This window comes from Microbacterium sp., from assembly GCF_049661145.1.
GTDB lineage: Bacteria > Actinomycetota > Actinomycetes > Actinomycetales > Microbacteriaceae > Microbacterium.
In genome coordinates, this window is sequence record NZ_JBASZT010000113.1 from 21,785 (window position 1) to 36,142 (window position 14,358).

Genomic DNA, 14,358 nt, shown 5'->3' on the forward strand with positions numbered 1-14,358 from the left:
TTGTCGCCGCCTGCGGTCTCAGGCGGTGAGTTCTATCACGACGGCCTGCTGCGGGTTCTGCACCGGCGGGCGCACGCCCGTGACCGCGAGTTCGCGGCCCGTCAGCACGGTGTCGTGGAGCGCCCACTCCAGCGGTGACTGCGCCGGGTTCTGCACGATGCCGCCGGGGGTGACCAGCCGCACGCGATAGGCGCGATCGGGGTCGAGACCGGGAAGGCGCACCCGGCCCGACGGCGAGGCCGCGAGCGTCTGCGCCTGGGCGATCGTGAAGAAGGCGTGCGCCGCGCCCTCCGAGACGACACCACGGACGTCGAGGCCCGGGTCCACCGTGTCGACGTTAACGACGCGACCGGTGGCGACGACGGGACGCACCCGCTTGGCCAGGGCCACCCATTCCGCGACGATCGCGCGACCCTCGGCATCCAGCGTCGTGAGATCCCACTCGATGCCGAAGTGGCCGAACAGGGCGACGGCACCGCTGAGGGCGAGCGAGACGGTGCGGCCCGACGCGTGGACCTGAGGTGTCGTCAGGTGCATGCCGATCATCTCCGGCGGTACGACGATCCCGGTGTAGCGCTGATTCTCGAGCCTCTCGATCGGGTCGAGGCTGTCGCTGGCCCAAATGCGGTCGGTGCGGTCCAGGATGCCGAGATCGACGCGAGCGCCCCCTGACGCACAGCTCTCGATCTCCAACCCCGGGTGCTCGCGCTTGAGCTCGTCGAGCAATCGGTACAGCGCGAGAGTGTGCGCGTGGACGCGCGCGTGGCCGGCGGGACCGCTGCCCGCGTCGAGCAGATCGCGGTTGTGATCCCACTTCAGGTAGGAGATGGGGTACTCGTCGAGCAGCGCATGCAGTCGCTGCGCGATCTCGTCGTAGGCTCCCTGCTGCGAGAGGTCGAGCACCTGCTGCTGGCGGGCGGCGGGAGGCAGGTCGGAGCGCCCGCGGAAAATCCACTCGGGGTGCGCGCGGGCGAGGTCGCTGTCGGGGTTGACCATCTCGGGCTCCACCCAGAGTCCGAACTCCATGCCCAGCGAGGTGACCCGAGAGATCAGCGGGTGGAGACCGTGCGGCCACACCTCTTCGTCCACATACCAGTCGCCGAGGCCCGCCGTGTCGTCGCGGCGACCACGGAACCAGCCGTCGTCGAGGACGAACCGTTCCACGCCGACGTCCGATGCGGCGTCGGCGAGCGTGAGCAGCTTGTCGAGGGAGTGATCGAAGTACACCGCCTCCCACGTGTTGAGGGTGATCGGACGCGGCCGACGTGGATGCTGCGGCCGTGCGCGCCATTCGTCGTGAAAGCGGCGCGACAGCTCACCGAGCCCGTTGCCCCAGGAACCCAGGACCCATGGGCTCGTGAGCACCTCGCCGGGTGCGAGGACGATCTCGCCGGGGCCGTACAACTCACCGCCGGACAGGAGGGCGTCGCCGGTGGTCAGCCTCTCCACGCGGGATTGGATGTTGCCGCTCCATGCGACGTGGATGCCATGGACCAGTCCGCTCTCGAAGCCGAAACCGGGACGTCCCGCCGCATGCAGCAGCGTGGCGTCGGCGCCCGGACGCCCACGCCGGCTCTCGCGCAGGTGGATGCCGAACGTCAGCGCATGACGCTGCGCCGAGCGCTCCCGCAGATGCCGTCCCGTCGTGTCGAGGACCTCCGTCGACTCCCACGGGAGGGGGAAGCCCGCGTTCAGCGCTTGGACGGTGTAGCCGTCGGCGCCCGTGTTGCACAGCGTGATGCGCTGATGGAAGAGTCCCGCGGAGCCCACCATGAGATCCACGCGCGCCGACAGGCCGGCCTCGGGGTCGTAGAGGTCGATGCGGGCAGTATCGCCGCCGAAGGATGAGCCGGTCACCTCGAAGCGTGCCGAGAAGAACCTGCCACCACGGTGACCTTCGATGCTCGGCGTTCCCAGCCAACCACCGGCCGGCGTGGCGAGAAGTCCGGGGCGCGCCGCCTCATCGAGGCCGCCGGAGACCCGCTGCGGCCGCGCAGCGATCGCGAGCGACGCCAGCTCCGCCTCGCCGAGGCTTCCCAGGTCGGCGCCCCAGTGCGCGATGACCGGATTGGGGCTGGTCGAGAGGTCGATCACGACGCTGGTCCCTCCGCGGCGCAAATGCATGACGCGCGGAACATCGGGTGCCGGTGTCGCCGGCGTGGCGTCGGATGCCGCAGTCGCGCCAACCGTGAAGGCCTCGTCATCGTGGATTGCCATACTTAATTCCATCACGGAACTAATCCGTAGGTCAAGAGCACGCTTCCGGGCGATTTGTCCCGGATCTGCGGCGCTCTTTGTGCCAGGATGGAACTAACCGAGCGAGGGAGCGATGCAATGGCGATCGACAGCGAAGTCGCTCTGGCCCGTGCCGTCCTCATCCACGGACCGGTTTCGCGCAGCGCCCTCACGTCTCGGCTCTCGCTGTCGCCGGCGAGCCTCACACGCCTCGCGAAGCCGCTGCTGGACAGCGGTGTGCTCGTCGAACTCGACGACGTCGTCGACGGCTCGATCGGCCGCCCTTCCCGACCCCTCGACATCGCACCCGACATCGCCACGTTCGTCGGGGTCAAGCTCACCGGTGACCGGCTGTACGCGGTGGCCACGACGATCCGCGCCGAGCCGCTCGCCTGGTTCGAAGAGCCGATCACCGACCCGTCGCCGGACGCGGTCGTCGCGCTCGTCGTCCGCATCGTGCGCAGCCTCGGGGCGACAGACCTCAGCGGCGTCGGGGTGAGTGTCGGCGGGTACGTACGCGATGACCTGATCTCGTTCGCGCCCTTCCTCGGCTGGACCGACGTCGACCTCGTCTCCCCGCTGGTGGCGGCTCTGGCTGTGCCCGTCACCGTCGACAACGACGTCGCAGCCCTCGCCGAAGCCGAAAGGTGGTTCGGCGTCGGACGCGAGCTCGACGGGTTCGCTGTCATCACGATCGGCGTGGGCGTCGGTTACGGCCTCGTCGTCGACGGCCAGGTCGTCCGTACCGCGGATGCCGGGACCGGCACCGGCGGACACATCCCGCTGAGCCCGAACGGACCGGTCTGCCCCGAGGGGCACCGCGGCTGCTCGCGAGCGTTCCTGACCTCGGGCTCGATCGCCGCGCAGGTCTCCGCCGCGCTCGGGCGCACCATCGACTACGACGACGTGCTGGAGCTGGCCGCCGCCGGCCAGCCCGCGGCACGCACGGTCGTGGATGCCGCGGGTGACGCGCTCGGGACGCTCATCGCGCTCGCCGCGAATCTCACGCTGCAGTCGTCCGTCGTGCTGGCGGGAGAGGGCATCGGGCTGTACGAGCTCGTCGCCGACCGGGTCGCGGCGGCCATCGACGCCGGCCGTGACCGCCGCGCCGAGCCCGTAACGGTGTATCCCGATACGGCGGGGTTCCCCGCCTGGGCGCGCGGGGCGGCCGCCGTCGCCATCCAGCAGGCGTTGCTGCGGATCGCAGCGGGACGGCGACGGCGCGGCGCATGAGCCGGATGCCGAGGTTTCGGCACCCCCCATTTGTCACGCCTGCGCGCCGGTGCACACCCGCACGAAGCGGAAGACACTGAGATGCATGCGGAAGATCCCCGTGTACTACTACTCCTCGTCATCGAATCTGACGGGGCGGTTCGCGGAGGCCCTGGCACACCTCGATGAACGCCGCGTGCTGAACCTCGCGCGGGCCGACGTACGCCGCAGCGAGCCCACCGGACCCTGGGTGCTGCTGACGCCGTCGTACAAGGCGGGGAACGCGGCCGAGGTGACACTGCCTGCCGGCGTGCGCGCGTTCCTGCGCTCACCGCTCACGCGGCGGCGCATGGTGGGGATCATCGGCTCGGGCAACCGCAACTTCGGCGAGTACTACCAGGCCGCCGCGCGCGACCTGTCGCAGCGGTCCGGGCGGCCGGTGCTGTTCGAGTTCGAACTGTCGGGCACGCGCGAGGACCTCGAGCGCTGTGCAGAGATCCTCGGCCGACTCGATGAGGCGCTCGACGACGTGCGCCACGCCGGCTGATTCGCGCTCCTTATCCGCCTGCCTGCGCCGGGGCGGCCCGCCACGGTATGTTCGGGCTCGGAGGGAGAAGCGATGACCGAGTTCGACACCATCGTCGTGGGGGCAGGCGTCGCGGGGGTGACCGCGGCGCGGCTGCTGGCCGACGCGGGGCGCCGCGTCGTCGTGCTGGAAGCCCGTGACCGCATCGGCGGCCGCGTCTGGACCGACCGCACGGGCGGATACGTGACCGACCGCGGCGCGTCGTGGATCCACGGCATCGACGACAGTCCCGTCGCCGCCGCGACGGCCGCGTTCGGCATGCGCACCGTCGAGTTCACGGTGGGCGGGTATCAGCCCGACAGCAGGCCGATCGCGCACTACGGGCCCGACGGCCGACGACTCACGCCGGAACAGACGCACGCATACGTCACCGACATCCATGCCGTGGACGCGGTCCTGGCCGACGTGATCGCGGCATCCGACCCCTTCGCGTCCTACCGTGACGTCACCGAGCGGGCGATCGCGCAGCAGGTCGCGCAGCACGGGTGGGATGCCGAGCGCGCACAGCGCGTGCGCGAGTACCTCGAGCACCGGTCCGAGGAGCAGTACGGCGCCTGGATCGAGGACATGGGCGCACGCGGGCTCGAGGACGATCACGTGTACGGCGACGAGGTCGTCTTCCCCGACGGCTACGACCGGCTGCCGACGACGATCGCCGAAGGCCTCGACGTGCGGCTCGGGCACGTCGTGGACTCGGTGGCGTGGGCGCCGGACGGGGTGACGGCGCGAACGACGGACGGGGCGGTGTTCTCGGCCGTGAGTGCCGTGGTCACGGTGCCGGTCGGCGTGCTGCAGGCGCCGGACTTCGAGATCACTCCCCCGCTGCCGCCGCGCCACGCGGAGGCGCTGTCGCGGCTACGGATGAACGCGTTCGAGAAGGTGTTCCTGCGGTTCGAGCGACGGTTCTGGGACGAGGGCGTCTACGCCATCCGCCAGCAGGGGCCGGAGGGAGCGTGGTGGCACTCCTGGTACGACCTGACCGCGTTGCACGGCGGGCCCACGCTACTGACCTTTGCGGCGGGGCCGGCCGCCGTCGCCGTACGCGAATGGAGCGACGGTGAGGTCGCGGAATCGGTGCTCGCGCAACTGCGTCGGCTGTACGGTGACGCCGTGCCGGAGCCGGTCGCGATGCAGCGCACCGCGTGGCAGGACGATCCGTTCAGCCACGGGGCGTACGCCTACATGGCGCGCGGGTCGGTGCCCGCCGACCACGACGATCTCGCCGAGCCGATCGGCGGAGTGCTGCATCTGGCCGGAGAGGCGACCTGGACGGACGATCCGGCCACCGTGCCCGGGGCGCTGCTCTCGGGGCATCGCGCCGCGGAACGGGTGCTGGGCCGGGAGATCCGAATCGAGCGGGTGTGGGAGCGGTCGTGACCTCGGGTGCGACGGAGTTCTCTTCGAGCATGGGCAAGGTCGCCCCGCGCGAGCTGGCGGTTAGTGGGATCACGCGGTACGAGCAGTTGACCGCCTGGACCGAACGCGACCTGCTCGCCATCCACGGCGTGGGACCGAAAGCCGTCGGCATCCTCCGCGCCGAGCTCGCGGCGCGCGGGTTGCGACTTCGCGAGGAGTGACCCGGCCAGAATTGCGCGTCCATCGCCGGGGTGCGCTCGCGCTCGTGAGGCAGCACACCCCGGCATGAATCAGTCGCGCTCCTTCAGCGCCTCGGTGGCGGCGCGCCCTGCGATCACCGGGAAGGCACCAGTGATGCCTTCACGCTCGGCGGCAGCCGCATAGATCTTCTTCCGGGCGGCGAACCAGCCGATGATCAATGCGGGGATCAGCACGATCAGTGAGGCGAGCACCCATCTGCCGGTCTCGGAGAACCCCATCGTCACAAGCACGAACGCGAGGAACGCGAGTGTAAGGTACGACGTGTAGGGCGCCCCGAAGAGCCGGAACGACGGGCGGACCACCTTGCCCTGCTTCGCCCAGGAGTAGAACTTGAGCTGGCAGAGGATGATCGTCGCCCAGCCGCCGACGATTCCGAGCGCGGAGACCTCCAGAACGATCTCGAACGCCTGCGACGGCCATAGCGCGTTGATCCCCACACCCGCGAGAGTGATGACCGCGGTGAGCAGGATGCCGCCGTACGGCACGCCGTTGCGACTCATCTTCGCGGTGAACTGCGGCGCGGAGCCGTTCACCGACATGGAGCGCAGGATCCGACCCGTCGAGTACAGCCCCGCGTTCAAGCTCGACAATGCCGCGGTGAGGACGACGAAGTTCATGACGGATGCCGAGATGGCTCCGGCTTCGGGGGAACCGATGTGGGAGAAGAAAGTCACGAACGGCGACTCTCCGGCCGCGTAGGACGTGAACGGAAGCAGCAGCGAGAGCAGCAGAACCGATCCCACATAGAACACCGCGATGCGGATGACGACCGTGTTGATCGCCTTGGGCATGACCTTCGCCGGGTTCGCCGTCTCACCCGCGGCCGTACCCACGAGCTCGATCGCGGCATAGGCGAACACCACGCCCGAGATCGCGAGCACCGGAGCGAGGAACCCCATGGGGAACACCCCACCGTTGTCGGCGATCACCGTGAATCCCGTCGCGCCGACGTCTGTCGCGCCGCCGAATACGAGGAAGCAGACGCCGATGATGAGGAAGGCGATCAATGCGGCGACCTTGATCAGTGCGAACCAGAACTCCATCTCGCCGAACACCTTCACGCTGACGAGGTTGAGCGACAGGACGACCACGAGCGCTATCAGGGCGATCGCCCACTGCGGCACCTGCTGCAGCGGCTCCCAGTACTGCGCCCAGAACTTGACGTACAGCGCGGCTGCGGTGACGTCGACGATGGAGGTCATCGCCCAGTTCAGGAAGTACATCCAACCGGATGCGAACGCAAGCTTCTCGCCCCAGAACTCACGGGCGTAGGAGACGAAGGATCCTGACGAGGGCCGGTGCAGGACCAGCTCGCCGAGCGCGCGGAGAATGAGGAAGGCGAAGAACCCGCACACCGCGTACACGATGATCAAGGCGGGACCGCTGGACGCCAGTCGGCCGCCGGCACCCATGAACAGGCCGGTGCCGATTGCGCCGCCGATCGCGATCATCTGAATCTGTCGCGGCTTCAGGGTCTTGTGGTAGCCGGCGTCCTCGCTCGAGAAATCTTGCGCTGCGAGGGTTCGATCGCCGGTCAGTTCGATGTCGGATTCGATCGCATCGGCGGGATCGAGCTTGTACTGCGGTTCGTTATCAGACATGGTGCCCCTTTTCGGACGGGAATCGTGGCTATGAGGGGAGTCATCCTCACGGCATGGAGAGCAGAACCTCCTTTACCTGGTCGAGGTGGAACTGCATGGTGTCCTCGGCCTCAGCGACCGATCCCCGAGAGATCGCCGCGATCACGGCTCGATGCTCGGCATCCGCCGCCGCGCGACGTCCCGGGCTGAGGTCCACCAGCGAAGACTGGCTCGCGAGGGCGGAGCGGATGCGGTCCAGCACATCCGCGAACACCGGGTTGCCTGAAGCCGCCGCGATCGCCACATGCAGCGCAGCATCCAGGCGCACCCACTCCTCGGCATCGGTCGCGGCCTCCATCTTCTCGTGCAGGTCCTGCAGAGACTCCACCTGGGCATCACTGCGGCGCACCGCGGCAAGCCCAGCCGCCGCCACTTCGATGTGCGGCCGCGCCTCCATCAGATCCGCTGCCGAGTAGTCGCCGAAGCGCAGCTGCTCCACGGTCTCGCGAGCGGCGATGAAGGTCCCGCGACCGCTCCGGGTCACCGTCAGCCCCTGTGTCTCGAGAACCCGCAACACCTCGCGGACCACCGTCCGAGACACTCCGTACCTGGCCGCCAGGGCGTGCTCCGACGGCAGGCGGTCCCCGACGCGCGCGACCCCCGAGTTGATGGCATCACGAAGGTCCCGCATCACGTACGCGACCGCGCCGACCCGTTCGCCCGACGGACTTGCTGCCCAGCTGTCAGACAGGTTGCTCATGGGTCAATATTCACGGCCCTTCGTTACGGCCGCGTTTCGCGCCGAAGAAGACCGATGGGCAGTACGCGCGGCTGTCAGCGGATCCGCTCTCGGCAGGATCCGGCCGCAGCGACCAGGCGGCGCGTCAGGCTGGCACCATGAGCGAAAACCAGAAGCCACCCGTGTTCACCGACTCCTACCGGCGCGAGTTGTACCAGCAGCGGATCCTGATCCTCGACGGTGTGCTCGACGACGACAACGGCGCACTGATCGCCACCCAGCTCCTCGCCCTCGCGGCGGATGACCCAGTGACCGACATCGCACTGTGGATCCACTCCCCCGGCGGCTCGGTCCCCGCGATGCTCGCGATCCGTGACGTCATACGGCTGATCCCCAACGATGTTGCGACGCTCGCGTTCGGCATCGCCTACAGCGCCGGCCAGTTCCTGCTGACCGCGGGCACGCGCGGCAAGCGTCGCGCGCTGCCGCACTCCCGCATCCTCATGCACCAGGGGTCGGCAGGCATCGGAGGCTCCACGGTCGAGGTCGAGTTGCAGGCCGGTGACCTCCGGCATACCCGCAACACGCTGCTGCAGCTCACGAGCGAAGACACCGGTCAAAGCGTCGAACGGATTTACGAGGACTCGCTGCACGACCACTGGTACTCCGCGACCGAGGCCATGGACTACGGCTTCATCGACGGCATCGTGGCGGACTTCGCGGAGGTCATGCCTCGTGCCAACGCCGGGGGCGTCGGGTTCGCGGTCGCCGCGACGGCGCAGAGCGGGCCGCTGCGATGAGCAGTTACACGATCCCGAACGTCGTCTCCGAGAGCCCGCGCGGCGACCGGATCATGGACGTCTACTCGCACCTGCTGACCCAGCGCATCATCTACCTCGGTACGCCGATCGATGCGGGAGTGGCGAACGCGATCATCGCGCAGTTGCTGTATCTCGAGTCCGCCGCGCCGGACAGCGAGATCCACTTCTACATCAACTGCGAGGGCGGCGACCCGAGCGCGATGCTCGCGATCCACGACACCGTCCGCTACATCCGGCCGGCGGTGGCGACCACGTGCGTCGGGCAGGCGATCGGTGTCGGAGCGGTGCTGCTCGCTTCGGGCACGAGCGGGCGGCGGATGGCGCTCCCACACGCCCGGATCGTGCTGCACCAGCCGGCCAACGACGGCCGGCGGGGCACGATCCCCGACCTCATCCTCCAGGCTGACGAGGCCGTGCGCATCCGGACCGACTTGGAGTCGGTGCTCTCCGAGCACACCGGGCAAAGCGTCGAGCGGCTGCGCACCGACACCGACCACGACCGGGTGTTCACCGCCGAGGAGGGAAGGGTATACGGTCTGATCGACCAGGTGATCGCGAGCCGCTGAAACCGCGCTATCCGTAGGCCATGGAGTGGCGCAGTGGCACAGTGGCGCAGTGGCACAGTGGCGCAGTGGCGCAGTGGGATGCTGGTCGCACAGCGTTGTCGGCATCCGCGCTCCCTATCCCCAATGCACGCGGGAGCGCCTCGCACTTCTGCGGAGATCTGCAGTTCTGAGGATGCGATACGCCGATTCGGTCCGCAGAAGTGCAGATCTCCGCGAAAGTATGAGCCGGAGCGGTCGCGTCCGTCGAAGACGGAACGGGAGACCAGCCGACTACGCGGCGAGGGCAAAGGCAGCGCGGCAGGAGACCCTCGCCGCAGCCGCGGCGCGAGTCGCCGCGAGATTCTCTGCGACAGCGGAGGCGAGGTCGATGAGGGTGACCCCGAGCGCGCCGGCGACGGCGTCGATCATCTCGCTCGAGGGATCCTTCACGCCGCGCTCCATCTCGGACAGGTACTGCGGGGAGATGCCCGCAGTGTTCGCCGTCTCGCCGAGGGTCTCACCGCGTTCACGACGCAGGCGCCTGAGCTCGTCGCCGAGCATGTGACGCCACAGCGGGGAGGGGCGGAAGTCGGAGCGTGGAGTGGGCGCCCTCCCCATTGACGTGCGGGCGTCGGGTGACTTCATGGAGGGGCTGTTCTCGGCCATAGTCGATGCTATTCCAGGACCAAACCGAGAACCCGGTCGCTCCGCTGTGAGCAGAATCGAGCGGATGACCCGCGCCTCCCCCGCGCGCTACTCGCGGGGACGCAGTCGAACGTTCGGGAGCGGCGGAGCCGGAAGCGGCTGCGGCTGTCCGTCCGGGAACGGTCCGAACAGGTCGGGAGCATCCGCGTCCCGCGGGTCAACGGACTCGAATCCGAGTTCGGCTTGGTAGCGGCGGCGGAACTCGGCGACCTCGTCGTGGTCGCGTCCAACGAAGTTCCACCACATGACGATCCGCTCCCCCAGGGGCACGCCGCCCAGCAAGATGACGCGGACGCGCGCTTCACCCGCCGCGAGCGTCAGCGTGTCCGAGCCCGGCGGGATGTAGGCGAGCGATCGGTGCTCGACGGGGGACCCATTGACGAGCACCCGGTCGCTTTCGGCGAGCACCGCGTGCTCGAAGTCCGCGCGGACGTCCAGTCGCACGGCAGCATTCGGCTCCAGGATGAGCTCCGCCCCCAACAGGTCAGGGGTGCGCGTGTCCACCGGCGAGACCGAACCGAGAAGCTCGCCGATGAACACGCGCGCCTCGGCTCCCGGAAACGTGACCCGCTCCGGTACGTAGTGCGCGAAGGCGTGCTCACCGAACCGGGTGCGATCCGGCAACGCGTACCAGAGCTGCACACCGTGCAGCACGCTCGTGGCGGGGTCACTGAGCTCCTGATGAGTGATGCCGCGGCCCGCGATCATCAGGTTGAGCTCGCCCGGCACAACGGTCGCCGCGTTGCCGCCGGAATCGAGATGCTCGATGCGCCCCGCGAACAGCCACGACACCGTCGCGAGGCCCGTGTGCGGATGCCGGGGCACCCGCATCCCGCCGGTCGCCGCAACGTCGTCGGGGCCGTAGTGGTCCAGGAAGCACCACGCTCCGACGAGTGACCGCTCCCGCTGCGGGAGCGTCCGGTAGACCGTCATGGCGCGCGGTCCGCCGAGGGGCACGAGGCGCGGCTCGAGTTGCTGGACGGCCGTGCACGGCTGCCCGGGCTCCAGAACCTCCAGATCGGGGTGCGTGTCGAGGTTAGTCATGATCGATCCTCCCGAGACCATTCAAGACCGGGTCGGCGACACTTGGGCAGCCCGTGGCGGATCGGCCGCGCAGCCGGTGAGCAGGACCGTAGCCACGAGAAGCGTAGGGCAATCGGATGACTCATAGCGGCCTTCGAGCGCCAGGATGCCGAAGCCGTCGGCATCCTGTGCCGTGGCGCGCCACTCACGATTCGACGTCTGCCCAGAACGCCTGAAGCGCCGCCGCGACAGCCTGAGGCTGCTCGAGCGGCAGGAGTGTTCGGGCGTTGCTGATCGTCACCATGTGCGCTTTCGGGGTGGCCGCCGCCGCCCGTGCGGCGTCCGCAGGGTCCCAGTCGCCGCGGTCGTCACCCGCGAGATAGAGAGCGGGCACGGTGATGCGGGGGAGGTGACCGGTGACATCGGCACGGTCGAGAATGAAGGAATCCAGCGCCAGCGCCAGGCTGCGCCGAGTCGGTCGCACCAGGGAGGCCTCGACGAGTGCTCGCAGATCGGGATCGTTCGCAGCGGAATCGGTCACCATCGCAGACACGATCGCGGTCCGCACGGGTCCCACAGGACCTGCGAGCCACAGCAGGGGCCGCAGCATTCCGATCTGCCGTCGCAACGCAACAGGAATCGGCTCGGGCGGCGCGCTGATGGCGACGAAGCTGCTCAGAACGCCGGCCTCGACGGCCAGTTCGAACCCGACATGGCCGCCGAACGCGTTACCCACCCACGCCGGTGGTTCCTGTCCGATCACGCCGCCGGCGCGGAGTGCGGTGAGCAGATCCCGCGCGGCGACCGCCGCCGTGGCGACGGAAGTGCGTGCCCGCAGGGCATCGCTACGGCCGAGCCCCGGACCGTCCACGAGGATCAGCCGCCGACCCGGCAGCAACGGAACGAGGCGATCCCAACTCGTGCGGTCGACGAACATCGACGACCACAGAATCGTGTCGTGGCCCGCGCCGGTGACTTCGACGTCCAGGGCGCCGAGTCGCGTCGGCACCCTCATGGCGTAGCTGTTCGGAGCCTGCGAGGCGTCGGCGGCGATAGGGAGGTCTTTCATCGTCACGCTCATTTCGTGTAAGTTATAGTTGCATGAATACTAGACAGTATCGCATGAGCGCGAGGTCGGACTCCGTGCACGCGACCGGTACCCGGATCCTCGACGCCGCGCTGGCGCTCTACGCCGCGCACCCGGTCGACGAGATCCGACTCGAGTCCATCGCGGCGGACGCGGATGTGTCGGTACCGACGATCGTGCGGCGCTACGGCGGGAAGGCGGGCGTCATCGTCGCGCTCGTCAGAAGAGAACTCACGCAACTCGCCGACCGTCGCGCGGCACACGCGGAGGATCCTCTCGAGACGATCGTCGCCGACCTGGTCGAGCACTACGAACGCTATGGACTGCTCATTCTGAAGGTCTACGCGGAATCTCCGCTCATCGAGGGGCTCGCCGAGGTGGCCGCGCAGGGGCGCAGCTACCACGTCGACTGGTGCCGTCGGACGTTCGCCCGGCGAGTGCGCGGAGACGCCACGACTCGTTCTCGTCGCCTCGCGGCCGCCGTCGCGGTCTGTGACGCGACGACCTGGCGAATCCTCCGCTACGACGGTGGGCTCGACCCCTGCGAGACCGGCTCCGCCCTTCGTGAGCTCCTTGAGCCGCTCCTGGTGAAAGCGCCGCGTTGAGCGGACCCCAGCCCATGTGTGCCGCACACCGCTCGACATCCCCGAGAAATCACTTCTGCGCGAGAAACCAGTGCAGACGTGGTTTCTCACGGCGAAGGCGGTTTCTCACACCGCGACCCGAGAGCCTCGCTGGCTCTGGCGCGACGGTGTGCCGGAGCGGTCCTTTCGTGGCGTCACGCCCAGAAGCACCCCGGCGATCACCATGCCCAGGCCGGTGGCTTGCGCGAGCCCGAAGGGCTCGCCCGCGAGAAAGACCCCCAGTACGACGCCGGTCACCGGGTTGAGGAGCCCGACGATGCCGACGACCGATCCCGGCAGCCGGGCGAGGCCGGTGAACCAGGCGGCATACGCGAGAGCCGTCGCCACGAGGATCACGTAAGCGAAACCCACGAGCGCGGGCGCGTCGAGCGCCGGCGGCGCCCCCTCGACGAGCACCGCGAAGGGCAGCACGACGAGCGAGCCGGCGATCAGTTGCCACGCCGTCATCGTCAGCGGCGCAACGCCCGCGCCCCATTTCGCCGTGAGCACGAACCCCAGCGACGACGAGAGCATGGCGCCGATGGATGCCGCAACTCCCCATCCGTCGACGGGTCCGCCGCCGAGCCCCATCATCACGATGACGCCGGCGATGCCCACGAGCGCCCCGAGCACGGCGATGAGCTTCGGACGCTGCCGCAGCAGCAGCCAGCTGAGCAGCAGCATCGCCGCGGCAGAGGTGGACATCAGCGTGGCGGCGAGCGAGGTGGGCAGCCGCTGGGCGACGATGTAGACGAGGACGTTGAGGCCGCCGACGGTGAGAGCGCCCAGTACGAAGGAGCGCCACCACCAGCTCCCCCGGGGCAGGCGTCGCACGAACAGCAGCACGAGCAGTCCCGCCGGCAGGCAGCGGATCACTCCTCCCCACAGCGCCGCGTCCGCGGGCAGCACCTGGCGGGTGACATAGTACGTGCTGCCCCACGCGATCGGCGCGATCGCCGTGAGGAGCACCGCCCGCAGCCATTTACCTTCCATGGAAGAGATATTACCTTCCGCGGAAGGTAAAGTGTTCGGCATGCCCGATCATCCGCTCCCGGACCGTGTGGACCGCATCGAGGACGAGTGGCGCCGGGAACGCCCCGACCTCGACCCCTCCCCGCAGGGCGTGATCGGCCGCATCCATCGCCTGGCCCTTGCCTTGACGGCGCAACTGACCCCGGTGTACGAGACCCACGGACTGAGCGAGGCCGAGTTCGATCTGCTCGCCTCACTCCGCCGCAGCGGCGCGCCCTACGAGCTTCCCGCCGGCGAACTCGCCAGCCACACCATGGTCACCACCGGAGGCCTGACCAAGCGCGTCGACCGGCTGCACGCACGCGGGTTGGTCGAACGTACCGTTTCGAGCGACGACGCGCGGCGCCGCATGATCCGTCTCACGGAGGTCGGCAGAGCGGTGATCGACGACGCCTTCACTGCGCACCTGGCGAACGAGCACCGGCTGCTCGGCGAACTCGGCGCCGAGGATGCGGCGGCGCTGGAACCGATCCTGCGCCGCTGGCTCGCGCTGCTGGACGAAGGTGACACACGCGCGCGCTGAGGCGGCAGCCGGTCGGCGGTCGGCGCTCGC

Annotated in this window: 15 protein-coding genes; 8 read left to right on the plus strand and 7 right to left on the minus strand. The window is 69.0% G+C overall.

Annotated elements, in window-relative coordinates; genetic code table 11:
* Positions 1-18: 18 nt before the first annotated feature.
* Positions 19-2,217, minus strand: a complete 2,199-nt coding sequence (locus WBP48_RS05125) for an alpha-galactosidase (protein WP_424437045.1) — start codon at positions 2,215-2,217, stop codon at positions 19-21.
* A gap of 117 nt (positions 2,218-2,334) precedes the next feature.
* On the opposite strand from WBP48_RS05125, the gene WBP48_RS05130 reads away from it, so the two are divergent.
* The 4 genes from WBP48_RS05130 to WBP48_RS05145 all read left to right on the plus strand — a co-directional run bounded on the left by WBP48_RS05130 (position 2,335) and on the right by WBP48_RS05145 (position 5,610).
* Positions 2,335-3,468, plus strand: coding sequence for an ROK family protein (locus tag WBP48_RS05130; protein ID WP_424437048.1), 1,134 nt, complete (start codon positions 2,335-2,337; stop codon positions 3,466-3,468).
* 85 nt (positions 3,469-3,553) lie between these two features.
* The gene (gene nrdI / locus WBP48_RS05135; protein WP_424437051.1) at positions 3,554-3,994 is read left to right on the plus strand and encodes a class Ib ribonucleoside-diphosphate reductase assembly flavoprotein NrdI; all 441 of its coding nucleotides are present in this window, start codon (positions 3,554-3,556) and stop codon (positions 3,992-3,994) included.
* Positions 3,995-4,066: 72 nt separating this feature from the next.
* A complete protein-coding gene (locus WBP48_RS05140; protein WP_424437054.1) occupies positions 4,067-5,410 on the plus strand; it encodes a flavin monoamine oxidase family protein in 1,344 nt (447 codons plus the stop codon).
* The gene (locus WBP48_RS05145) at positions 5,407-5,610 is read left to right on the plus strand and encodes a hypothetical protein (protein ID WP_424437057.1); all 204 of its coding nucleotides are present in this window, start codon (positions 5,407-5,409) and stop codon (positions 5,608-5,610) included. Before WBP48_RS05140 ends, WBP48_RS05145 begins: the two co-directional genes overlap by 4 nt.
* A gap of 69 nt (positions 5,611-5,679) precedes the next feature.
* Here WBP48_RS05145 and WBP48_RS05150 read toward each other — a convergent pair whose 3' ends face one another.
* Both WBP48_RS05150 and WBP48_RS05155 read right to left on the minus strand, forming a co-directional pair.
* Positions 5,680-7,251 (minus strand): amino acid permease, encoded by a 1,572-nt coding sequence (locus tag WBP48_RS05150; protein ID WP_424437060.1) that lies wholly within the window; start codon positions 7,249-7,251, stop codon positions 5,680-5,682.
* Positions 7,252-7,297: 46 nt separating this feature from the next.
* On the minus strand, positions 7,298-7,990 hold the full coding sequence (locus WBP48_RS05155; RefSeq protein ID WP_424437063.1) for a FadR/GntR family transcriptional regulator: 693 nt from the start codon (positions 7,988-7,990) through the stop codon (positions 7,298-7,300).
* A gap of 137 nt (positions 7,991-8,127) precedes the next feature.
* Between WBP48_RS05155 and WBP48_RS05160 the strand changes: the two genes are divergently transcribed.
* The gene (locus WBP48_RS05160; RefSeq protein WP_424437066.1) at positions 8,128-8,769 is read left to right on the plus strand and encodes a ClpP family protease; all 642 of its coding nucleotides are present in this window, start codon (positions 8,128-8,130) and stop codon (positions 8,767-8,769) included.
* The gene (locus tag WBP48_RS05165) at positions 8,766-9,356 is read left to right on the plus strand and encodes a ClpP family protease (RefSeq protein WP_424437069.1); all 591 of its coding nucleotides are present in this window, start codon (positions 8,766-8,768) and stop codon (positions 9,354-9,356) included. The genes WBP48_RS05160 and WBP48_RS05165 overlap by 4 nt, the downstream gene beginning before the upstream one ends.
* Before the next feature lie 270 nt (positions 9,357-9,626).
* On the opposite strand, the gene WBP48_RS05170 is transcribed toward WBP48_RS05165, so the two are convergent.
* From WBP48_RS05170 to WBP48_RS05180, 3 genes are all read right to left on the minus strand, one after another.
* Complete coding sequence (locus WBP48_RS05170; RefSeq protein WP_424437072.1) at positions 9,627-10,001, minus strand: helix-turn-helix domain-containing protein; 375 nt, start codon at positions 9,999-10,001, stop codon at positions 9,627-9,629.
* 87 nt (positions 10,002-10,088) lie between these two features.
* Positions 10,089-11,084, minus strand: a complete 996-nt coding sequence (locus tag WBP48_RS05175; RefSeq protein WP_424437075.1) for a pirin family protein — start codon at positions 11,082-11,084, stop codon at positions 10,089-10,091.
* A 184-nt stretch (positions 11,085-11,268) separates the two neighbouring features.
* Positions 11,269-12,132, minus strand: a complete 864-nt coding sequence (locus WBP48_RS05180) for an alpha/beta fold hydrolase (RefSeq protein WP_424437078.1) — start codon at positions 12,130-12,132, stop codon at positions 11,269-11,271.
* 53 nt (positions 12,133-12,185) lie between these two features.
* On the opposite strand from WBP48_RS05180, the gene WBP48_RS05185 reads away from it, so the two are divergent.
* On the plus strand, positions 12,186-12,755 hold the full coding sequence (locus tag WBP48_RS05185; RefSeq protein WP_424437081.1) for a TetR/AcrR family transcriptional regulator: 570 nt from the start codon (positions 12,186-12,188) through the stop codon (positions 12,753-12,755).
* 105 nt (positions 12,756-12,860) lie between these two features.
* Here the strand turns inward: WBP48_RS05185 and WBP48_RS05190 are convergent, their stop codons facing one another.
* Entirely contained in the window at positions 12,861-13,766 is a 906-nt protein-coding gene (locus tag WBP48_RS05190; RefSeq protein ID WP_424437084.1) for a DMT family transporter, read from the minus strand.
* Between the two features lie 40 nt (positions 13,767-13,806).
* On the opposite strand from WBP48_RS05190, the gene WBP48_RS05195 reads away from it, so the two are divergent.
* A complete protein-coding gene (locus WBP48_RS05195; RefSeq protein WP_424437087.1) occupies positions 13,807-14,328 on the plus strand; it encodes a MarR family winged helix-turn-helix transcriptional regulator in 522 nt (173 codons plus the stop codon).
* The last annotated feature ends 30 nt before the right edge of the window (positions 14,329-14,358 follow it).